The following is a 21,159-nucleotide window of genomic DNA, read 5'->3' as shown; positions in this document are numbered from 1 at the left end:
GCGCGTCACAACACGCCGCGCGCGGCCAGATTGCGGTAAAGCGCACGCACGCCGAAGGTCCACGGCGCGATCTCGGTGCTCAACTGCACGGTGTTGGTCAGCGCACCGAGTTGCGGGGTCGTGATCGTCACCGTGTCGCCGAGGTGGTGCGTGAAGCCGCCGCCTTGCGCATCGCGGTCCTTGATCGGCGAGAACATGGTGCCGAGAAACAGCATGAAACCATCGGGATACTGATGGTGACGCCCCCACGTCTGCGCGACGAGATCGGCCGGATCGCGGCTGATCTCGCTCATGTGGCTCACGCCTTCGAGCACGAAGCCGTCGTCCGCGCCTTCCACGCGCAGCGCCACGCTGGCGCGCCGCACGGTGTCGAGGTCGAACGACTCGTCGAACAGACGCACGAACGGACCGATCGCACACGAGGCGTTGTTGTCCTTGCACTTGCCGAGCAGCAAGGCCGAGCGGCCTTCGATGTCGCGCAGGTTCACGTCGTTGCCGAGCGTTGCTCCCACGATCTCGCCACGGCTGTTCACGGCGAGCACGATTTCGGGCTCCGGGTTGTTCCAGCTCGATACGGGCAGAAGCCCGATGTCCGCGCCAAAGCCCACGGCCGACATGGGCTGCGATTTCGAAAACACTTCGGCGTCGGGACCGATGCCCACTTCCATGTACTGGGACCACGCGCCGCGCCGCTCGAGTTCCGCCTTGAGCTTCATCGCCTCTTGCGAACCCGGCTTGATCTTCGAAAGATCCGTGCCGATCGTGGCCGCAATGGTTGCGCGCACCTCCTGGGCTTTGGCGGGGTCGCCGCCCGCCTGCTCCTCGATCACACGCTCGATGAGGCTCACCGCGAACGTCACGCCGCACGCCTTGATCGCCTGAACGTCATTGGGCGCGAGCAGCCGCAGCGCGGGTGCCGCTCCGTCGGGCAGGTTCGCGGCGGGCAGGTTCGCTTCGATCAGCTTGCCGACCGGGCCGAGCGATTCGCCCTGCACCGTGCGTGCGAACGCGGCAAGGTCCGCGCGATCGAACAGATCGGCCGTGGTCGGCGCACTGCGCGTGATATCGAACACTTCGCCGTGGCGAACGAGCACGACGGACGGTCCTTCATGCTCGCCCGCGCGACGCCATACGCGGCCAACGAGCAGGGCCTGCTCGACATCGACGGGAAGCCAGTTTGATTGGGAGTTCGAAGTCATGGTGCGCAGTGTCTCCAGTTCATGGGAGCCGACGATGCGGCGGGACCGGCCGCGCGTGTCGCGCGCCGGCCCGATGCGGGTTTAGTGGGAGTGCCGCGGGTTGCCGCGCTCGGCGATCACCTTCAGGTACAGCGTGGCGGGTTCGAGGCAGCCGCCCGTGGAGAGTTGCCCCACCGTCTTGCGGTACAACTCCTGCCACGGCGTTTGTGCGGGCGGAATCTCGAAGTTCGCGGTTTCGCGGCGGCGCGCGAGTTCGGCTTCATCGACCAGCACATTCACGCTGCGCGCGTTGAGGTCCACGCGAATGCGGTCGCCCGTTTTCAGGAGCGCAAGCCCGCCGCCCACGGCCGCCTCCGGCGACATGTTGAGGATGGACGGGCTCGCCGACGTGCCGCTCTGGCGGCCGTCGCCCAGCGTGGGCAGCGACGTGATGCCCTGACGCACCAGTTCCGCGGGCGGCGCCATGTTGACGACCTCGGCGCTGCCGGGGTAGCCCACCGTGCCCGCGCCGCGAATCACGAGAATGCAATGCTGGTCGATTTCGAGCGACGGGTCGTTGATGCGGGCGTGATAGTCTTCCGGGCCGTCAAATACGATCGCCCTCGCCTCGAACTTGTTCTCCGCGCCCGGCTCGCTCAAATACGTTTGGCGGAACGCGTCGCCCACCACCGACATCTTCATGATCGCGCTGTCGAAGAAGTTGCCCGAGAGCACCATGAAGCCCGCACCGTGCTTGAGCGGATCGTCAGTAGTCTTGATGACTTCACGGTCGGGCTCGGGCGTGCCGTCGGCGATGGCGCCGATGCTGCGGCCCGATACCGTGAGGCACTCGCGGTGCACGAGGCCCGCGCGGTCGAGTTCGCGCATCACGCCGGGCACGCCGCCCGCGCGGTGGAAGCTTTCGCCAAGGTATTCGCCGGCCGGCATGCAGTTCACGATGAGCGGCACCTGCTCGCCCACGCGCTGCCAGTCTTCCAGGCTCAGTTCGACACCCATGTGCCGCGCAATCGCGATGAGGTGCGGCGGGCAGTTGGTGGACGCACCGAGCGCGGAAGCGACGACGATGGCGTTCTCGAACGCCTCTTTGGTCATGATGTGCGAAGGCCGCACGTCTTCGCGCACGAGGTCCACGATGCGCTTGCCCGTTGCATACGCCATCTGGCCGCGCTCGCGGTAGGCCGCCGGAATGCTCGCGCAGCCGGGCAGCGACATGCCGAGCGCTTCGGCGAGACTGTTCATCGAAAGCGCCGTGCCCATGGTGTTGCAGTGGCCGATGGAAGGCGACGAAGCGGTGGTCAGCTCCATGAAGCCCTCATAGTCGATCTCGCCCGCCGCGAGCAGATTGCGCGCGTGCCAGATGACCGTGCCGGAGCCCACGCGCTGGCCGTGGTGCCAGCCGTCGAGCATCGGGCCGCCGGACAGCACGATGGCCGGCATGTCGACCGTGGCCGCGGCCATCAGGCACGCGGGCGTGGTCTTGTCGCAACCGGTGGTCAGCACGACGCCGTCGAGCGGGAAGCCATGCAGAATTTCGACGAGCCCGAGATAGGCGAGATTGCGGTCGAGCGCGGCGGTGGGCCGGCGGCTTTGCTCGGCAAGCGGGTGAACGGGGAATTCCATGGGAATGCCGCCCGCGTCCCGAATGCCCGCCTTGGTGCGCTGCGCGAGTTCGATATGGTGGCGGTTGCAGGGCGCGAGGTCGCTGCCCGTTTGCGCAATGCCGATAATCGGGCGGCCCGATTGCAGTTCTTCGCGCGTGAGGCCGTAGTTCATGAAACGTTCGACATAAAGCGCGGTCATGTCGGCGTGGGCCGGATCGTCGAACCATTCCTGGCTGCGCAGGCGGCGTGCGTTGGGCTGGGTCATATGTCTTGCTCCGTTGTTCCTTGTCCTGACGTTGGGGCGGCCGCTTTTGCCTGCCCTGCCGATCGTTCCGTTATCGTTCCGTCAACGCTCTGTTATCGGTAACATTTCTCGATGTTATCACGCGCCGCCGCGCCTGTGCACCAGGTCGAACTACGCGCTTTCCCGGGCTACGACGGCATGATCGATCGCGACCTTGCGGTGTTCGGGCTTGAGCGGGAGGCCCGCTGCCATGGTGGCCGCGAGCAGCAGCTCGCCGGTGCGCGAGCCGATGCCGTAGGCGTCGACGGACACCGTGGTGATCGGCGGATGGCAACACGCGGCAAGTTCGAAATTGCCGAAACCCGCCACGGCCATGTCGTGCGGCACGCGGATGCCGCGGCGATGGCATTGCATGATCGCGCCGAACGCCGACATGTCGCTCACGCACATGACCGCGTCGGTGTCGGGCCATTGCGCGAGCAGCGCGTCGAGCGCCGGTGCGCCGTGGCTCATGGTGATCGGCGACTGGCCGAGGCGTATGACGCGCGGCTCGCCAAGCCCTTGCGCCCGGATCTCCTGCTGGTAGCCTTTCAGGCGTTCGAGACCACGCCGGTCGAGGTCGCTCGCGCCACCGAGGAAGCCTATTTTCCGGTAGCCGCGATCTTTCAAGTATCGCACCATTTCACGGGCCGCACGCACGTTTGAAAAGCCCACGGCCATGTCGATGGGTCTCGCCGGCATGTCCCACATTTCCACCACGGGTATGCGCGAGCGTTCGAGCAGGCGTCGCGTGCCATCGGTATGCTGCGAGCCCGTGAGCGCGATGCAGCGCGGCTGATAACGCAGCATGGAACGAACCAGCCGCTCCTCGCGCGCGAGGTCGTAGTCGGTGTCGCCCAGCAGCAGTTGCAGCCCGTGCGGTTCGAGCCTCGCCGAGAGGCCGCGCACCGTGTCGGAGAAGTTGGAACTGGCCAGCGACGGCACGAGCACGGCCACGAATTCCGAGCGGCCCGACGAGAGCGCACCCGCCGCCGCGTCCGCCACGTAGCCGAGTTCGTCGATGGCTTGCTGCACGCGCTCGCGCGTCGCCAGCGCCACGCTGTGCCCGGCGAGCACGCGCGAAACCGTCATCTTCGATACGCCCGCAAGGCGCGCGACATCGGACATGCGGGGCGGGCCGGAAGGCGCGTCGCCGACGACACGCGGTGGATTGCGGAGATGGGCCATCAGGTTCGAAAGAGTTGGAATTGCACGGCACACGGCGGCGAACGCCGATCATAAGGCAGTCGTTGCGGGCCACCCAGGTGGAATCCCCTGGCTTGCGGGAAAACCGCGCGCCGTGCTAACTTTGTTATCGATAACATATTTCCCGTGCGTTATTGCATCATCGAATGTTATCGGTAACACAAACTCGCAGTTGAGAACAGCCACACGCAAATGGAGACAATCCCATGCCAACCCTGACCCAGATCGCGGACTCCCCGGCCGCCGTCAACGAGGCTGAAGACCTGCTGTACCGCAAGGTACTCAAGCGCATTCTGCCGTTGTTGCTGCTGTGCTACGTCGTCGCGTACCTGGATCGCGTCAACGTGGGCTTTGCGAAGCTGCAAATGCTCGACTCGCTCGGCTTGAGCGACAGCGTCTACGCCGTCGGCGCGAGCATTTTCTTCTGGGGCTATTTCCTCTTCGAAATGCCGAGCAACCTGCTCCTGCACCGCTACGGCGCGCGCTTCTGGATCGCGCGCATCATGGTGACGTGGGGCATCGTGTCTTCGTCGCTTGCGTTCATCTCGCCGCTCGCGAGCTTCTTCCACGTGCAAACCTCGACGATGTTCTACATCCTCCGGTTTCTGCTGGGCGTATGCGAAGCCGGTTTCTTTCCCGGCATCATCCTTTACCTGAACTACTGGTTTCCCGCGCGCCGCCAGAGCGTCGCGATGTCGGGCTTCCTGATCGCCATTCCCGTGAGCCTCACGCTCGGCGGCGTGATCTCCGGGTGGCTGATGGAAAACACGCATGGCGCGTTCGGTCTTGGCGGCTGGCAGTGGATGCTGCTGCTCGAAGGCGTGCCGTCGATCCTCGTGGCCTTCGTGGTGCTCTTTCGCATGGGCGACGGCATTCAGTCCGCGAAGTGGCTCACGGCCGCTGAAAAGGCCGTGCTGCAAAGGAATCTGGAGCAGGAAAGCGCGAAGAAGACGCATAGCGTGGCGGCGGCGCTCAAGAGCCCGCGCGTCTGGCTGCTCACGTTCATTCTGCTCACCTTCAACACCGGCTTCTACGGTCTCGCGTTCTGGCTGCCCTCCATCATCAAGGCATCCGGCGTAAAGAGCACGTTCAACATCGGCCTGCTGACCGCCATTCCTTACTTGAGCGCCGTCGTCGCGATGATCTGGAACGCCTCGCACTCGCGCAAGACGGGCGAGCGCCGCTGGCATGCGGCCATCCCGGCCTGCATCGGCGGTGTCGGCCTGATCCTGAGTGCGCTGTTCGCGCACAGCGTGCCGGTTTCCATCGTATTCCTGACTATTTCGACCTGCGCGATTCTGGGCCTGATGCCCATCTTCTGGACCTTCCCTGGGCAGATTCTCTCGGGCACGGCGGCGGCGGCAGGCATTGCGCTCATCAATTCGGTCGGCAATCTTTCGGGCTTCACGGGCTCGATGATCACGAGCGTGGCGAAAGACCTCACCGGCGACATCAACAACGGCACGTATGCGCTGGGGGCATGTCTCCTGGTCAGTTGCGTCCTCATTCTCTCGATTCCGAAGAGCATGTTGAACCGTGACCCGGTGGAGGGCGCTTAAGGAGATTGAAAACATTGCGCTTCGATCCTCCGCCGCCCTACTCATAAACGAAGTCCCAGGCGACAATCGCGCGTTGACCTTGCGTCAACGCGCTTTTTTTTGGCCGCCACGAAATCGGACTTCGCCATGCACCCGTTCGCCGCACAAAATCCGTGCAAAAAATTTATTCGGGGCCGTCTCAAGAATTACAATGCGCTGCCGATAAGTCGTGAAGACAGTTTTCCGCCTGACGCACCGGCTTTATCCCTCTCGCATAAAACGGAGACACCGTGATTCGCCATTGCCTCGCAGGCCTGCTGCTGGCGCTCGGCTGTCTTGGCACCGCTTTCGCCGCGGGCCCGGACTGCACGCGTTCATTTACGCTAGCCTTACACGACCACGGCCTGCTCTACTCCGTCGACACCGACACGGGCATCGACAAGGACTTCGCCGATGAACTGGAGCGCCGCAGCGGCTGCCAGATCCGCGTGAGCCTGATGTCGCGCGCGCGCATCTGGAAGCTGATCGAGTCCGGCGCGCTGGATTTCAGCCTCTCGGGCATCGCCAACGACGAGCGCAATCAATACGCGGATTTCGCCTGGTACTTCAGCAACAAGTATTATCTGCTGGTGCGCAAGGACTCAGGCATCCATCAGCTTGCCGATTTCGAGCACAACAACAAATTTCAGCTTGGCGTGATTCGCAGCTTTCGCTACAGCGACTCGGCCAACCGTCTGGTCGACTCGCTCTCGGCCGAAAACCGCGTGAGCCAGGCAGGCGGTCTGGAGCCGCTTTATCAGGCGCTGCTGCTCGGGCGTATTCAGGGGATGATCATCGAGCCGTTCGATTATCCCGCTATCGACGACAAGAAGATTCGGGACGTGACAACGATCGTGGAGTTCGATGACCCGCCCATCCCGCATGGGCTCATCATGTCGAAGAAGGCGCTCACGCCCGAGGAGCGCGACAAGTGGCGCGCGGTGGTCAACGAAATGATCGCGGACGGCACGGTGCGCCGCATCTTCGCGAAGTATTTCAAGCCCGACCTCGCCGACTCCATGGTCCCTTTCTAGACACCGCCATGAACCGGACGCGCCTCGTTCTGCTCCCGCTACTGGTCCTCGCCGCCGCGCTCGGCGTGACGTGGGCGCTCTGGAATCACGAGCGGCAAGCCACGCGGCACGAGATCCTCTCGCAGTTCGACTTTTCGCTCGGCGACGTGGTGAGCCGCGTCGAGCAGCGCATGGGCACGTACGAGCTGCTGCTGCGCGGCGTGCAAAGCCTCTTCGCCGCGAGCGGCGAGGTCAATCGCGACCAGTTCCGCGCGTACGTCGACTCGCTCAATCTGGACGCCAATTTTTCCGGCATCCAGGCCATCGGCATCGTCGAGTGGGTGCCGGCCACGCAAAAGGCCGCCCATATCGCCTCCATGCACCGGCGCGGCTTGCCCGACTATGTGATCCAGCCCGATGGCCCGCGCGACAATTACGCGCCCATCATCCAGCGCGAGCCGCATATCGGCGCCAATCGCGCGGCGGCCGGCTTCGACGCGTGGGCCGATCCGGTCCGGCGCCGCGCCATGGAACAGGCGCGCGACACGGGCATGGCGACCATCACCGGCAAGGTTCGCCTGTCCGTCGACACCGACCCCGGCGCCAAGCCGGGCTTCGTCATGTACATGCCGGTGTACGCGGGCGGCCAGATGCCGGACAACGCCACCGAGCGCCGCGAACAACTGCTCGGCTGGGTCTACGCCTCCTTTCGCATGCACGATGTCGTCGCGAGCCTGTATGGCGAGGAGCCGCCGGGCCTCTCGATCGCCATTTACGACGGCGTGGAATCGTCGCCCGACGCGCTGCTCTATAAAACGTCGGGCCCGGCCGGCCACAACGTGAGCGCGGATCTCACCGCGCGCGAGTATCTCGTCGTCTGCGGCCATGACTGGATGCTGACGATGACGGCGCGCGACGGCTTCAAGGCGCGCTTCGGCCGCGACGGCGCCACGCTCATCGCCATCACGGGCACGGGCCTGAGCCTGCTGCTCGCGCTCCTCACGTGGCTCATGCTCACGGGCCGCAGCCGCGCCATGCGCCTCGCGTCCTCCATGACGAGGGAGCTGCGCGAAAACGAGGAAAAATTCCGCGCCATTGCGGACTGCACGGTCAACTGGGAAATCTGGTGGTCCCCCGAGGGCAAACCGCGCTGGATCAATTCCGCGGTGGAGGAATACATCGGCTATACCGTCGACGAGTGCATGGTCATGGACGACTTCGCCTGCACGGTGATCTATCCGGGCGACGCCGCCCTCGTCGCCCCGCAGTTCCGCAACGCGCAGCAAGGATCGCGCGGCGACAACCTCGAATTCCGCTGCATCCGCAAGGACGGCTCGCTCATGTGGCTGTCCGTCTCGTGGGTTCCGATCACCGATTCCCGGGGTGAATTCATCGGCTTTCGCACGAGCGGGCGCGACATCACCGAGCGCAAGATCGCCGACGAGAAGATCAAGGAACTGGCCTTCTACGACGCGCTGACCGGCCTGCCCAACCGCACGCTGCTGCTGGACAACCTGCGGCAGGCGCTTGCCGTGAGCGCGCGCAAAGGCACGAGCGGCGCGCTGCTGTTCATCGATCTCGATCACTTCAAGACGCTCAACGACACACTGGGCCACGACAAGGGCGATCTGCTGTTGCAGGAAGTGGCCAAGCGGCTTGCGGCGAGCATTCCGCGCAGCGACACCGTGGCGCGCGTGGGCGGCGACGAGTTCGTGGTCGTCGTGGGGAACCTGAACCCCGATCGCTGCGAGGCGGCAAGGCAAACCGAGGCGCTCGGCGAGACGATCCTTTCGGTCCTCGGCAGTCCGTATCATCTCGACGAAATCGACTATCGCAGCTCGGCAAGTATTGGCGCCACCGTGTTCAACGGCTACCAGGTGTCCACGGACGACCTCATGAAGCAGGCCGACCTCGCCATGTACAAGTCGAAGGAGCGCGGCCGCAACGCCGTGCGCCTGTTCGATCCCGAGATGCAAACCGTGGTGGTGGAGCGCGCGGCGCTGGAGGCGGCGTTGCGCGACGCCATCGAGAACGATCAGTTCCTGCTGCACTACCAGGCGCAGATCGACGGCGAGCGCGTGACCGGCGCGGAGGCGCTCGTGCGCTGGTCCCATCCCGCGCGCGGCCTTGTCTACCCGGCCGACTTCATTCCGGTGGCGGAAGATACCGGCCTGATCGCCGAACTGGGCGCGTGGGTCCTGCACGCGGCGTGCATGCAGTTGGCCCGGTGGGCGGAGCGGCCCGATCTCGAACATTTGACGATTGCGGTCAACGTAAGCGTTCAGCAGCTTCACAAGCCCGATTTCGTGGACACCGTGCTCGCCACCCTCCAGCGCACCGGCGCGCGGCCGGACCGGCTGAAGCTGGAACTCACCGAAAGCGTGCTGGTGAACAACGTGCAGGAAATCATCGAGAAGATGGAAGCGCTCAAGGCGAAAGGCATCGTGTTCGCGCTCGACGATTTCGGCATTGGCTATTCCTCGCTGTCGTACCTGAAGCGCCTGCCGCTCGCGCAGCTCAAGATCGACCGCTCCTTCGTGCGCGACGTGCTCGTCGACCCCAACGACGCCGTGATCGCGCGAACCATCGTGGCGCTGGCGCACAGCCTCGGCATCGGCGTGATCGCCGAAGGCGTCGAAACCGAGGAGCAGCGCGCCTTCCTCGCCTCGGCGGGCTGCTATGCGTACCAGGGCTATCTGTTCTGCCGCCCGGTTGGCGTCGAGGAATTCGAAGCGACGACAGGCGCGCTGGAAGCGCGCCAGTGCCTCACCGAATAGTCGACTTCACGCAGCGCACGCGAGCAACGTGAGCTGCTTGTAGACCTCCTTCGCCGCTTCGAGCTGATCGAGCGCGATCGACTCGTCGATCGTATGCGCGTCCTCCTCGTTGCCCGGCCCGAGCCCGATGGTCGGAATGCGGCGGCGCCCCGCCGATTCCGAACCGTTCGTGCAGAACGGCCAGCAACCCGAACGCGGCGCAACGCCCGCGCGCGTCAACGCCTCGAACGCCTGCTTCACGAGCGGCGCGTCCTCGGGCTGGCTCCATGCCGGCAGCCAGCGTGACGGACGCGCTTCGAGACCCGTGAAGGTCTGCACGGCATCATCAGTGATACTAAGCGTATAGCCGTCGATGCCGTGGGCGGCGAGGCATGCACGCACCTCGCCGAGCACGTCGTCGGCGTTCTCGCCGCTGAGCGTGCGGCGATCGAAGCGGATCGTCGTGGCCGAAGGAATCATCGAGATCGACGGATACGGCGAGGACACGATATCGGTCGGCACGAGCAGCGCGCGGCCGAGCACGGGATCGGTTGGCAGCGTGAGCGCCTCCAGCGCGAGCAGCGCGCGCGCCGCCGCGTGCAGCGGATTCACGCCCAGATGCGGCGAGGCGGCGTGCGCGGGCTTGCCGTGCAGCGTGAGCAGCAGTTCGAGCCGCCCTTTCTGCCCCGTCCTCACTTCGAGCTTCGACGGCTCGCAAATCACCACGGCCGCGGGCTCGCACAGGTCGAGCACCGAACCGAGCGCATGCCCTTCGATCACCTCTTCGAGCACGCTGGCCGAAACGCCCACGCGCCGCGTGAGCTTGCCCTCGCGCGCGGCGGCCGCCACGCCGCAGATCGCGGCGGCGACACCGCCTTTCATGTCGGTGCTGCCGCGCCCGTACAGGCGGCCTTCGTGCAGCGTCGCGCCGAACGGGTCGAAGCGCCAGTCGCCCACCACGGGCACGACGTCGAGATGACCGTCGAAGAGCAGCGCCACTTCGGCATCCTCAGGACCGATCAGCCCGAGCACCGAACCGTTACGGTCCGTGCGCACGTCGGTGAAGCCGGCTTCGCGCATGCGCCCCGCCACCAGTTCCGAAACGCGCGCCTCGTCGCCCGAAAGGCTCGGCACGCGCACCATATCCTGCGTCAACCTCACTACATCGCTCAACATACCCTCACTCCCTCAAGATCATTCAACGGTCGACGAGACGGCTCGGCGTGAGGTACACGAGAATCGCGCCCAGCACCGTGAAGCTCGCGAGAAAATACATGCCCGCATTCGTGCTGCCGGTCAGGTCCTTGCACCAGCCGATCACGTAAGGGCTCGCAAAGGCCGCGAGCCCCGCGAACGCGTTGATGCCCGCAATCCCGGCCGCGGCGCTCTTGCCGTCCAGGAACGCGGTGGGCAGGCTCCAGAACAGCGGCGAACACACCATGCAGCCCGCCGACGCCACCGAGAGCATCGCCACGGCGAACACGGGGTTGTCGCTATACAGCGTGCTCAGCACGAGGCCCATGCCGCCCACGAGAAACGGCACGATCATGTGCCAACGGCGCTCGCGCGTGGCATCCGAATGGCGGCACACGAGCACCATCGAGATCACCGCGCAGACGTTCGGAATCGCCGTGAGCAGGCCCACGTTGAAAAGCGAAACCACGCCGGTGGACTTGATGATGGACGGCACCCAGAACGCGAGGCCCGAGAGGCTCGACACCGTGCAATAGCAGATCAGCGCCATGTGCAGCACACGGCGGTCGCGCAGCAGATGCCAGAGCGAAACGTGCTCGGTGCGCGCGCCGCGTTCGCCTTGCAGGTTGTGTTCGAGGCGCGACTTCTCGGCGGCGCTGAGCCAGCGCGCGTCGGCAATGCGGTTGTCGAGGTAGCCCAGCACCGCGATGCCGAGCAGGACGGACGGCACCGCCTCGATGAGGAACATCCACTGCCAGCCGGCAATGCCGTGATGGCTGTGCAGCGCGCTCATGATGCCGCCCGACAGCGGGCCGCCGATGATGCCCGCGAGCGGCACGGCGGCCATGAAGGTCGCGATCACCTGTGCGCGGCGGTTCGAAGGGAACCAGTACGTGAGGTAAAGAATGATCGCGGGATAAAAACCCGCTTCGGCCGCGCCGAGCATGAAGCGCAACAGATAGAACTGCCACGGCGTGCGCGTGAGCATCATCAACGCGGAAATGCAGCCCCACAGGATCATGATGCGCGCGAGCGTCTTGCGCGCGCCAATGCGGTGCATGAACACATTGCTTGGCACTTCGAACAAAAAATAGCCGATGAAGAAGATTCCCGCGCCGAGCCCGTACACCGTCTCGCTGAAGTTCAGGTCGGCGAGCATCTGTAGCTTCGCAAAGCCCACGTTCACGCGGTCGAGAAACGCTGCGACGTAGCACATCATCAGGAACGGCAAGAGGCGCCGCGCAACCTTGCGATAGAGCGCGTGATCGCTCACGACGCCCGCATGGGGCTCACCGGACATGGCGCCCGGCGACGACGCAACCTGTAGGGAATCACTCATTTTGGCTCTCCTTCGGCTTTTTTCAGGTAAGACGCCCCCCTGCGGGCGCCCGAAGGCGCTCGCATCCATCGTAACAAGAAGGGCGTGTGCCGCTTGCTGTGGTATTAAGCGGCGAGTGGAGCGGGCAGGACAGCCCCGCGGCGTTCGGTAATCAGCCCGTAGGCTTCGGGGCGGCGGTGGCGCTCGAAATTGAACGTGGTGTTCTTGTACGAGTCGCACAGGCTCAGGTCGCAGCGCGCGATGGCGAGTTCATCGCCCTTGGTCGAGCACGCCGCGACGATCTCGCCCGAAGGCGCGATGATGCAGGTGCCGCCGATCATCTCGCAGCCCGCCTCGTTGCCGGCCTTCGCGACGCCCACCACCCAGGTGCCGTTCTGGTAGGCGCCCGCCTGCATCACGAGATGGTTGTGGAACATCGAAAGGTCGTCGTGCTCGGGCGCGGGCGGGTTGTGGACCGGCGTGTTGTAGCCGAGCAGGATCATCTCCGCGCCCTGGAGGCCCATCACGCGATAGGTCTCCGGCCAGCGGCGGTCGTTGCACAGCGCCATGCCGAGCACGCCGCCGAACGCGCGCCAGACGTCGAAGCGCTCGCCCGGCTCGAAGTAGTATTTCTCCAGGTGCTGGAAAGCGCGCCACGGCTCGTGCGCGGCGTGGCCCGGCAAATGCACCTTGCGGTACTTGCCGACAATCTCGCCGTTCTGGCCAACCAGAATGGCCGTGTTGTAGCGATGCACACGCCCCGCTTCATGCGCGAGTTCCGCATAGCCGAGATAGAAGCCGATGCCGAGTTTCTTCGCGGTGTCGAAGAGAATCTGCGTTTCGGGTCCGGGCATCTGGCGCTCGTAAAACGCGTCCATTTCGGCAATATCTTCGGCGTACCAGCGCGGGAAGAACGTGGTGAGCGCGAGCTCGGGAAACACCACGAGCTGGCAGCCCATCGCATGCGCCTCGCGCAAGTGCGCGAGCAGTCTTTCGACGACTTCGCGGCGCGAATGCGAGCGCTCGATCGGTCCGAGTTGCGCGGCGGCGACGTTGATGATGCGTGACATGGAAAAACCCTCCTGATAGTCCCTATGGTGTACTAATAGAATTTCAAAAGACACTAAACAAAATTGCGGCAATCCTCAGCCGGCCAGTTCGACGAGCAGATCCAGCAACACGCCCGCGCCCGCTTCGATATCGTGCTCGTGCGTGTACTCCGCCACGTTGTGCGAGAGGCCGCCCACGCTCGGCACGAAGATCATGCCCGCCGGACACATGCGCGCGAGCATCTGCGCGTCGTGACCCGCGCCGCTCGGCATGCGCCGCACGCTGTGGCCGCGCTCGCGCGCGATCGACTCCACGCGCGCCACGATGCGTTCGTCGAACGCAACCGGCGCGAAGTCCGCGAGCGGCCGGTGCGTGATGCGCACGCCCTCCGCGTTCGCGGCCTCCTGTGCGAAGGCGAACACGCGCTGCACGGCCTGCGCGAGCCCGTCGGCGTCGGTATTGCGCAGGTCGAGCGTGAACTCGGCGCGGTTCGGAATGACGTTGACGAGGTCGGGCGTGAGCTTCACGTGCCCCACCGTCGCAAGCTGGCCGCCGCCCAGTTCGCGCGCCACTTCTCGGGCGTAGCAGGCAATCTGCATCGCCACGATGCCCGCGTCGTGGCGCAGCGCCATCGGCGTGGTGCCCGCGTGATTCGAGGTGCCCTCCACCACGAACTCGGTCCAGTGAATGCCCTGCACGCCCGTCACCGCGCCAATGGTGAGCCCTTCGTGCTCCAGCAGCGGCCCTTGCTCCACATGCAACTCCACGAACGCATGCACGTCGCGCGCGCCACCCACCGGCTGCGGCCCCGCGTAGCCGATGCGCGCAAGATTCTCGCCGACCGTCGTGCCGTCGATGCCCTTCGTGCGCAACGCTTCGTCGAGCGCGAGGCCGCCCTGGAACACGAGGCTGCCCATCATGTCGGGTGCGAAGCGCGCGCCTTCCTCGTTCGTGAAGAACGCCACGGCAATGGGGCGGCGCGTGACGACGCCCGCGTCGTTGAGCGCCGCGACCACTTCGAGCCCTGCGAGCACGCCTAGGTTGCCGTCGTAGCGGCCGCCCGTGCGCACCGTGTCGATATGCGAGCCGGTCATCACCGGCGGCAGCGCCTCGCGCCCCGCGCGCACGCCCACCACATTGCCGATGGCGTCGATCGTCACGTCGAGGCCGAGTTCGCGCATCCAGCCCGCCACGAGGTCGCGGCCCTGGCGGTCCTCGTCGCTCAAGGCGAGGCGGCAGACGCCGCCGCCTGCGATCGCGCCGACCTGCGCAAGCGCTTCGATGCGGGCGATGAGGCGCGCCAGGTCGATGCGCGGCACAGCGCGCTCCCGCGCGACATGACGCGGATTGTCGAGATTGTCGAGCGCGGCGCTCATGCAGCCATCCTCACCGCCTCGGCGGTCCGTCCCACGATGCGCTGATAAAGCGCGGCGTCGGTTGCGCCTTCGCTGCCGAACACCAGCACGCGGCTCGCCGCGTCCAGACCCAGTTGCGCGCGCACCGTTTCGTCCGCCAGCGCGGCAAGACAGCCTGTGAGCCCCGCCACCGCGGATTCTCCGGCCACGATCGGCGCGTCGCCGTATCGCCCCGAGGCGAGCAGGCGCACCGTGTCGAGCGCGGATTCATCGTCGATCGTGAGGAATCCGAAAGCACCCGGCTTGAGAATCGACCACGCGAGCAGCGAAACCTCGCCGCATGCCAGGCCGGCCATCACGGTGTCGAGATCGCCGTGCACGGCCACCGGCTTGCCCGCACGCGCGCTCTCGTAGAGGCACGCGGCCTTGTCGGGCTCGACCACGACGACGCGCGGGCGGCGCTCGCCAAAGCGCTCCCAGAAGTGCGCGCACACGGCGGCGGCCAGGCCGCCCACGCCGCCTTGCAGAAAGATATGCGTGGGCAACGCGCCGTCCGGCAATTGATCGATCGCCTCGTCGGCCATCACCGCGTAGCCTTGCATCACGTCGCGCGGCACGTCCATATAGCCTTCGTACGACGTATCGGAAACGACAAAGCGGTTCAGACGCGCCGCGTCGGCAGCGGCCTCGCGCACCGAGTCGTCGTAGTTGCCGGAGGTGCGCACGACCTGCGCGCCGTAATGCTCGATCGCCGCCTTGCGGCCTTCGCTCACGGTGGCGTGCACATAGATCACGCAGGCGCAGCCAAAGCGCTGCGCGCCCCAGGCCACGGAGCGGCCATGGTTGCCGTCGGTCGCGCAGGTCACGGTGATCTCGCGCGTGATGTCCGCATAGCGGCCGTTGAGCAGATCGTCGATGCCGACGTTCGCCGCGCCAGTGCGCGCCGCGATCTCACGCATCAGCAGGCGGCTCACCGCATACGCGCCGCCGAGCGCCTTGAAGCTGCCGAGGCCGAACCGTCCGCCTTCATCCTTGTAGAGAATCTGCGCCACGCCCGCCGCGCGCGCGAGGCCGTCGAGGCGCGCGAGCGGCGTGGGCGCATAGCCCGGCCAGCGCGTGATTTGCGCGTGTGCGCGCGTCCAGGCGTCGCCGCCGAGGATGGCGCGCTGCGCGTCGCCATACGGCGCTTGCGGCTCGACTGCGGGATTGAGCGCGGCCTGAAGCCGGACGTGAGGAAGCGGATGAGTCAAGTGAGTCTCCTTTCGATTGGATCAGCGATGAAGATCGCCGTATTGCTCGTGCAGCGCCTCGATGCCCTCGAGCCGCTCGCGCGCGGTGTCGCCGAGCGCGAGCGCAAACGTGCTGCACAGATGGTTCACGACGCTGATGGCCGCCACGTACGAATCGAACAGCGCCGCGCCGCGATTCACGCACCGCAGCACGACGTCCGAGCGCGCGGGCAGTTCCGTGGCGGTGGGATCGGTGAGAATGACGACCTTCGCGTTCACGCGGTTCGCGTGCTCCACCATGGGGCGCAGCAGCGACACGCGGCGGCGGAAGTCCATGACGAGCAGCACGTCGCGCGCGCCGAGATCGGCGAGATCTTCCGCGAGATTCAGGCCCGCGCCGGGCACGAGCGCCACGCCGCCGCGCAACTGCGTGAGCAGCGCCCACGCGTACTGCGCCACCACGCGGCCATTGCGAAAGCCCGCGATATAAACGGTGCGCGCGCTCTTGAGCAGCGCGCACACGCGGCGCACGTCGGCGGGGTCGAGCCGCTCGAAGGTCTTCGACAGGTTCTGCAAGTCGGTGGCGAGGTGATGCGCCGCCGGGTTCGCAGCCGGATTCGCGGCCGCGCCGTCCACCTGCGCGAGTTCGTGCAGCGGCGAGCCGCGATCGGCCTCGTCGCGCGCGAGCGCGCGCACCTCGTTGAAATTCTCGTAGCCGAGGCGGCGGAAGAAGCGCCCGGCGCTCGCCTTCGAAACGCCCGCGCGCTGCGCGAGTTCCGCCCCCGTATACGCGGCGAGGTTGCCGATGCATTCGAGCGTGACCTGCGCGAGCCGGCGCTCGCTTTCGGTGAACTGGTCCTGAAGCTCGAGAATCCTGTCGTGCAACGTGGAAGTCATGGCATCGCCTTTTGAAACTTTGGTTGCATAAAAGTACGTATACGAAACTTCTGTGTCAACAGAAAAATTAAAACGGCCGCGCGGCGGCTTGAAGTCGCGGAACCCGGCACCTAAAGTGTTTGGACAGACTTTCTCCTTCCTTTCGGTCCCGCCCGCGTGCCGCCATGTTCGCTCCGCCCTCCCCGATGCCCGCGCAGCGCGCCGCCACACGCGGCCGCGCAACGCCCGATGGCGCCGGCGTGGGCGCGCGGCGGCATTCGATTGAAAACGTCGTAACGGCCGCGCCGCCTGCACGCCGCCTCAGTCTCGCCGGGCTGCCCGTGTTCGCGCGCGACGCGGCGACACCGCTGCCGTACGGCATGCGGGCCAAGCTCGCGGTCGGCGGCATCGACGACCCACAGGAGCGCGACGCCGATCGTCTCGCCAGCCACGTGCTGAACATGCCCGCGCCAGCGGCGGCAGTGCGCGACGCCCACGAGCCACCCGCAGCGCCGCGGGAGCGCGCCGGCCCAGGCCAACACCCGGCGCTGCGCTCAGGCGGCGCGCCGCTCGATCGCGCGACCCGCGCGTTCTTCGAGCCGCGCTTTGCCTGCGACCTCTCCCACGTGCGCATCCACACCGACGCCCGCGCCGCGCAATCCGCGCATGAGGTGGGCGCGCTCGCCTACACCGTGGGGCGCGACGTCGCGTTCGCGGCGGGCCAGTACGCGCCGTCCTCGCCCGCGGGGCGCGCCCTGCTCGCGCACGAGCTGGCCCATACGATGCAGGCCGGGCCGCCCGCGCTGCGCCGCCAGCCCAAGCCGCCCACCAAGCCATCGCCCCCGCCGCCACCGCCCAAACCGGACTTCGACCAGATCGTGCAGGAGATCGGCCCCGGCCTTGGCGGCCCTTATGCGGACTACGAAACATTCGCCAAGTCGATGGACACGACCGCGACGTTCCTCGGCCATTCGATTGACCGTGGCGTGCGCAGCGAATTTCTCGCCAAGCTACGGACTGCCGAGAAAAAGGTCGACGCCGAGTTCACGAAGTCAGGGGCGACCAAACCCAAGGGCTACGGAATCGGTTCGGTGGGCGGCTTTCGCTCGAAGTCGGGGCCGCACGGCTGGGGGCTCGCCATCGACATCGACGGTGCGCGCAACGTTTATTTGTCGCACGAAAACCGCAACGACAAGAAGCTCAACGTCGGTCAGCGCAAGGTCGACGCGCAAACGGAGGAGGTCTACACGCGCATTGCCGAGTTCATGCTCAATGACCCGCTCACGCTGCCCGCGCCCGCGGGCGGGCCGCACCAGTCGGTGATTCCGAAGCTCATCACGCAAACGGGCACGACGCTCTCCGGCGCGAAACTCTCGCGCAGCGAGCGCTGGGGCGAATACTACGATCGCCTGAACAAGGAAAGCGAGGCGATGAAGGCGTATTTCAAGCTGATGCAGGGCGGCACCACGGCGATCGACGCGTTCCTCAAGGGCGACTGGAAGACCACGCATCCCCAGCAAAGCGCGCCGAGCCCCGACGCCGTGCTCACGCAGATGTGGGAGGACTATGCGGCGCTAGGCGGCAACGTGCCCGCTACGGGCCCGAGCGGCGTGCAGAACTTCCAGGCGCCGGCGAACGCCTCGCCCGGCACGCGGCCCTTCAGCCTCGCCGACCCGGCGGGCGGCTTCCTCTCGATTCCGCGCGAGGTGGTGGTCGGCATGGGCCAGGTGCTGTCGCGCTGGGGCGCGGTGGATTTCGGCGGAGAAAGCGGTGACGTGATGCACTTCGACGACATGGACGGACTGGGCGGCGAGATCCGCAGCGCGACGGCCGCCGCGCAAGCCAAGATCAACGCGGCAGCCGCGCCGCCCGCCGCTGCGGGGAGCGGTTCGGCTGGTGGGTCAACTGCGGGGTCGGGCGCGGCACCCGCGCCCCCCACGCAATCCCCGCAATCCCCGCAATCCCCGCCGCCCACCGCCACGAGCGCCACGAAGCCGCCAGGCAAGTGAGCGGCGCGCGTGGCGCTCACGCGCCCTTGCGTGGCGCCGCGCCGCCAAACTCCGTCGCGCGCACGGCCTCGACCAGATAATCGACGAACGACACGATGCGCGCCGAAATCGCCGTATTGCGGTAGTAGACGGCGTGAATGGGCTGCCGCACGTCCAGGGTTTGACGCGCGAGCACCTGCACGAGGCTGCCGTTCGCGCGGTCCTGGGCCGTCATGAAGTCCGAGAGGCAGACCATGCCCACGCCCGCGAGCGCCAGTTGCCGCAAGGTCTCCCCGCTCGACGACCACACATCGGGCTCGATGCGGTGCGGCTCGCCGTCGGCGCCCGTGAGCGGCCAGACATTCAGCGACTCGGGTTGATTGAAGCCCAGCAGCGTGTGCTTTTCCAGATCGTCCACGCGTGTCGGGCGGCCGCGCGCCGCGAGATACTCCGGCGTGGCCAGCACGCGCACGCGGCTATTGCCGATCAGGCGGCTGTGCAGCGTGGAGTCCTTGAGCCGGCCAATGCGGATCGCCACGTCGGTGCGCCGCTCCAGCAGGTCGATGATGCCCTCGTTGCTGTTGAGCTCCAGCTCCACCTGCGGATAGCGCTCGCGATAGCCCCGCACGAGCGGCACGATCACGTGGAGCATGAACGGCGAAGCCGCATCCACGCGCAAGCGCCCCGCGGGCATCTCGCGCCGCGCGAGCATCTGCTCCTCGGCGCCCTCCACCGACTCGATGATGGCGCGCGCGTTCTGGAGAAAGGCCTTGCCCTCCTCGGTGAGTTCGAGCCGCCGCGTGGTCCGGCGCAAGAGCGTGGTCTTGAGCTTTTCCTCGAGGCGCGCGAGCGTGCGGCTCGTGGCCGACACCGTGAGATCCAGTTGCTGCGCGGCCGCCGTGATGGACCCGCTGTCCACCACCGTGGCAAAGGCTTGCAGTTCGTCCAGAGTGATCTTCATTCTTGATCTGAAATCAAAACACTTTGGTCCATAGACCGGTTTTTAGTCAAAAATAATTCCCGCACAATGCAGCGGTCCCAACTTGCTGATGCTAATTCGATGCCGACTTGATGCCAACTTCGGCCCCACGCGGGCCAAACGGCACCGGAAAGGCACGAAAAGGCACAAAAAAGGCACGACCGCCATGCTCGAACGCGACCTCAGTCTACCCGCTACGGCTCACCCGCAGCGCCCCGCCAACCCAGTGGCGCGCAGCGGCGCCACCCTGCCGCTCCTCGCGCTCGCCGTGGGCGCGTTCGGCATCGGCACGACCGAATTCTCGCCCATGGGCCTGCTACCCGTCATCGCCGAAGGCGTCCACGTCTCGATCCCGACGGCCGGCATGCTCATCAGCGCCTACGCGATCGGCGTGATGCTCGGCGCGCCGCTCATGACGCTCGCCCTCGCGCGCTGGCCCCGCCGCACCGCGCTCATGGCGCTCATGGGCATCTTCACGCTCGGCAACCTGCTTTCGGCAATCGCCCCCGACTACACCACGCTGCTGCTCGCGCGGCTCGTCACGAGCCTCAATCATGGCGCGTTCTTCGGCATCGGCTCGGTGGTGGCGGCGAGCTTCGTGCCGCGCGAGCGTCAGGCGAGCGCCGTCGCGACGATGTTCATGGGCCTCACCATCGCGAACATCGGCGGCGTGCCCGCCGCCACGTGGCTTGGCGAGGCGATCGGCTGGCGCATGTCGTTCGCCGCGACCGCCGGCCTCGGCGCGCTCGCCATCGCGGGTCTCGCGTTCGCGCTGCCCAAGGGCGAACCCGGTGAGATGCCCAACCTGCGCGCGGAACTCGGCGTGCTCACGCGCCCCGTGGTACTCGGCGCGCTTGGCACCACGGTGCTGGGCGCCGGCGCGATGTTCACGCTCTACACCTACGTCACGCCCACGCTCACGCACCTCACGGGCGCGACGCCCGGCTTCGTGACCGCCATGCTCGTGCTGATCGGCGTGGGCTTTTCCATCGGCAACGCAGCGGGCGGGCGTCTCGCCGACCGCTCACTCGACGGCACGCTGCTCGGCTTTCTCGCGCTGCTGATCGCCGTGATGTTCGCGTTTCCGGTGCTCGCCGCCACGCATGTGGGCGCGGCAGTCGCGCTGCTCGTGTGGGGCATCGCCACCTTCGCGGTCGTCCCGCCGCTGCAAATGCGCGTGATGCGCGCCGCTCACGAAGCGCCGGGCCTGGCCTCCTCGGTCAACGTAGGTGCGTTCAATCTCGGCAACGCACTGGGCGCCGCAGCCGGCGGCGCCGCGCTCTCGGGCGGTCTTGGCTACGGCGCGGTGCCGGTCGTCGGTGCGCTCATTGCGCTCGCAGGCGTCGCGCTCGTGGTCGCGCAGATCGTCATGAACCGCCGCTCGCGCACTGGCGCGAAGGCTTGAGTCAACCCGTCATCGCTTTTTCTCTCGTGGAGAACCTCATGAGCACTATTCCCGCATTCGGCCTCGGCACGTTCCGCCTGCAAGGCCAGGTCGTCATCGATTCGGTGCGCAACGGTCTCGAAGTCGGCTA

The 21,159-nt window shown here is 66.5% G+C and carries 15 protein-coding genes and 1 pseudogene; 6 read left to right on the top strand and 10 right to left on the bottom strand.

Translation table 11 applies throughout. From position 1 onward, the window contains the following. Nucleotides 1–5: 5 nt before the first annotated feature. The 3 genes from C7401_RS22715 to C7401_RS22705 form a co-directional block, all read right to left on the bottom strand. The gene (locus tag C7401_RS22715; RefSeq protein ID WP_112173660.1) at nucleotides 6–1,199 is read right to left on the bottom strand and encodes a fumarylacetoacetate hydrolase family protein; all 1,194 of its coding nucleotides are present in this window, start codon (nucleotides 1,197–1,199) and stop codon (nucleotides 6–8) included. 81 nt (nucleotides 1,200–1,280) lie between these two features. Continuing rightward, entirely contained in the window at nucleotides 1,281–3,065 is a 1,785-nt protein-coding gene (locus C7401_RS22710; protein WP_112173659.1) for an IlvD/Edd family dehydratase, read from the bottom strand. Nucleotides 3,066–3,215: 150 nt separating this feature from the next. Continuing rightward, a complete protein-coding gene (locus C7401_RS22705) occupies nucleotides 3,216–4,211 on the bottom strand; it encodes a LacI family DNA-binding transcriptional regulator (protein WP_112173835.1) in 996 nt (331 codons plus the stop codon). Nucleotides 4,212–4,495: 284 nt separating this feature from the next. Between C7401_RS22705 and C7401_RS22700 the strand changes: the two genes are divergently transcribed. The 3 genes from C7401_RS22700 (at nucleotide 4,496) to C7401_RS22690 (ending at nucleotide 9,656) form a co-directional block, all read left to right on the top strand. Then, complete coding sequence (locus tag C7401_RS22700) at nucleotides 4,496–5,848, top strand: MFS transporter (RefSeq protein ID WP_112173658.1); 1,353 nt, start codon at nucleotides 4,496–4,498, stop codon at nucleotides 5,846–5,848. Between the two features lie 269 nt (nucleotides 5,849–6,117). Further along, nucleotides 6,118–6,900 carry a substrate-binding periplasmic protein gene (locus tag C7401_RS22695; RefSeq protein WP_112173657.1) on the top strand — a complete coding sequence of 261 codons (783 nt, stop codon included), beginning with the start codon at nucleotides 6,118–6,120 and terminating at the stop codon, nucleotides 6,898–6,900. Nucleotides 6,901–6,908: 8 nt separating this feature from the next. Continuing rightward, on the top strand, nucleotides 6,909–9,656 hold the full coding sequence (locus C7401_RS22690; protein WP_112173656.1) for a bifunctional diguanylate cyclase/phosphodiesterase: 2,748 nt from the start codon (nucleotides 6,909–6,911) through the stop codon (nucleotides 9,654–9,656). A gap of 6 nt (nucleotides 9,657–9,662) precedes the next feature. Here the strand turns inward: C7401_RS22690 and C7401_RS22685 are convergent, their stop codons facing one another. The 6 genes from C7401_RS22685 to C7401_RS22660 all read right to left on the bottom strand — a co-directional run bounded on the left by C7401_RS22685 (nucleotide 9,663) and on the right by C7401_RS22660 (nucleotide 16,678). Continuing rightward, complete coding sequence (locus C7401_RS22685) at nucleotides 9,663–10,811, bottom strand: YgeY family selenium metabolism-linked hydrolase (protein ID WP_112173655.1); 1,149 nt, start codon at nucleotides 10,809–10,811, stop codon at nucleotides 9,663–9,665. A gap of 22 nt (nucleotides 10,812–10,833) precedes the next feature. Further along, nucleotides 10,834–12,168, bottom strand: a complete 1,335-nt coding sequence (locus tag C7401_RS22680) for an MFS transporter (RefSeq protein ID WP_112173654.1) — start codon at nucleotides 12,166–12,168, stop codon at nucleotides 10,834–10,836. 104 nt (nucleotides 12,169–12,272) lie between these two features. Beyond that, nucleotides 12,273–13,217 (bottom strand): N-carbamoyl-D-amino-acid hydrolase, encoded by a 945-nt coding sequence (locus C7401_RS22675; RefSeq protein ID WP_112173653.1) that lies wholly within the window; start codon nucleotides 13,215–13,217, stop codon nucleotides 12,273–12,275. Between the two features lie 75 nt (nucleotides 13,218–13,292). Then, nucleotides 13,293–14,573: a M20 family metallo-hydrolase gene (locus C7401_RS22670; protein ID WP_112173652.1), complete on the bottom strand. Its 1,281-nt coding sequence runs from the start codon at nucleotides 14,571–14,573 to the stop codon at nucleotides 13,293–13,295. Further along, entirely contained in the window at nucleotides 14,570–15,802 is a 1,233-nt protein-coding gene (locus tag C7401_RS22665; protein ID WP_112173651.1) for a diaminopropionate ammonia-lyase, read from the bottom strand. Before C7401_RS22665 ends, C7401_RS22670 begins: the two co-directional genes overlap by 4 nt. A 21-nt stretch (nucleotides 15,803–15,823) precedes the next feature. Further along, nucleotides 15,824–16,678 carry a MurR/RpiR family transcriptional regulator gene (locus C7401_RS22660; RefSeq protein WP_112173650.1) on the bottom strand — a complete coding sequence of 285 codons (855 nt, stop codon included), beginning with the start codon at nucleotides 16,676–16,678 and terminating at the stop codon, nucleotides 15,824–15,826. 164 nt (nucleotides 16,679–16,842) lie between these two features. Here C7401_RS22660 and C7401_RS22655 point away from each other — a divergent pair, with 164 nt between their 5' ends. Continuing rightward, nucleotides 16,843–18,666 carry an eCIS core domain-containing protein gene (locus tag C7401_RS22655; RefSeq protein ID WP_181565653.1) on the top strand — a complete coding sequence of 608 codons (1,824 nt, stop codon included), beginning with the start codon at nucleotides 16,843–16,845 and terminating at the stop codon, nucleotides 18,664–18,666. 16 nt (nucleotides 18,667–18,682) lie between these two features. Here C7401_RS22655 and C7401_RS22650 read toward each other — a convergent pair whose 3' ends face one another. Beyond that, nucleotides 18,683–19,606, bottom strand: a complete 924-nt coding sequence (locus tag C7401_RS22650) for a LysR family transcriptional regulator (protein WP_112173649.1) — start codon at nucleotides 19,604–19,606, stop codon at nucleotides 18,683–18,685. A 184-nt stretch (nucleotides 19,607–19,790) separates the two neighbouring features. Between C7401_RS22650 and C7401_RS22645 the strand changes: the two genes are divergently transcribed. Together C7401_RS22645 and dkgB are read left to right on the top strand one after the other, a co-directional pair. After that, nucleotides 19,791–21,029, top strand: a complete 1,239-nt coding sequence (locus C7401_RS22645; RefSeq protein ID WP_112173648.1) for an MFS transporter — start codon at nucleotides 19,791–19,793, stop codon at nucleotides 21,027–21,029. 38 nt (nucleotides 21,030–21,067) lie between these two features. Then, nucleotides 21,068–21,159: pseudogene (gene dkgB, locus C7401_RS22640) on the top strand (2,5-didehydrogluconate reductase DkgB); the annotation flags it as partial.

The organism is Paraburkholderia unamae (assembly GCF_003268775.1).
In the GTDB taxonomy this organism is placed as follows: domain Bacteria; phylum Pseudomonadota; class Gammaproteobacteria; order Burkholderiales; family Burkholderiaceae; genus Paraburkholderia; species Paraburkholderia unamae.
Note: the sequence above shows the minus strand (reverse complement) of the source record. Positions and strands in the feature narration are given on the sequence as shown.

Bases quoted from the DNA above. Each gene is read 5' to 3' on its own strand.
- C7401_RS22715 (WP_112173660.1), bottom strand. From the start codon at position 1,199: ATGACTTCGAACTCCCAATCAAACTGGCTTCCCGTCGATGTCGAGCAG.
- C7401_RS22710 (WP_112173659.1), bottom strand. From the start codon at position 3,065: ATGACCCAGCCCAACGCACGCCGCCTGCGCAGCCAGGAATGGTTCGAC.
- C7401_RS22705 (WP_112173835.1), bottom strand. From the start codon at position 4,211: ATGTCCGATGTCGCGCGCCTTGCGGGCGTATCGAAGATGACGGTTTCG.
- C7401_RS22700 (WP_112173658.1), top strand. From the start codon at position 4,496: ATGCCAACCCTGACCCAGATCGCGGACTCCCCGGCCGCCGTCAACGAG.
- C7401_RS22690 (WP_112173656.1), top strand. From the start codon at position 6,909: ATGAACCGGACGCGCCTCGTTCTGCTCCCGCTACTGGTCCTCGCCGCC.
- C7401_RS22685 (WP_112173655.1), bottom strand. From the start codon at position 10,811: ATGTTGAGCGATGTAGTGAGGTTGACGCAGGATATGGTGCGCGTGCCG.
- C7401_RS22680 (WP_112173654.1), bottom strand. From the start codon at position 12,168: ATGAGTGATTCCCTACAGGTTGCGTCGTCGCCGGGCGCCATGTCCGGT.
- C7401_RS22675 (WP_112173653.1), bottom strand. From the start codon at position 13,217: ATGTCACGCATCATCAACGTCGCCGCCGCGCAACTCGGACCGATCGAG.
- C7401_RS22670 (WP_112173652.1), bottom strand. From the start codon at position 14,573: ATGAGCGCCGCGCTCGACAATCTCGACAATCCGCGTCATGTCGCGCGG.
- C7401_RS22660 (WP_112173650.1), bottom strand. From the start codon at position 16,678: ATGACTTCCACGTTGCACGACAGGATTCTCGAGCTTCAGGACCAGTTC.
- C7401_RS22655 (WP_181565653.1), top strand. From the start codon at position 16,843: ATGTTCGCTCCGCCCTCCCCGATGCCCGCGCAGCGCGCCGCCACACGC.
- C7401_RS22650 (WP_112173649.1), bottom strand. From the start codon at position 19,606: ATGAAGATCACTCTGGACGAACTGCAAGCCTTTGCCACGGTGGTGGAC.
- C7401_RS22645 (WP_112173648.1), top strand. From the start codon at position 19,791: ATGCTCGAACGCGACCTCAGTCTACCCGCTACGGCTCACCCGCAGCGC.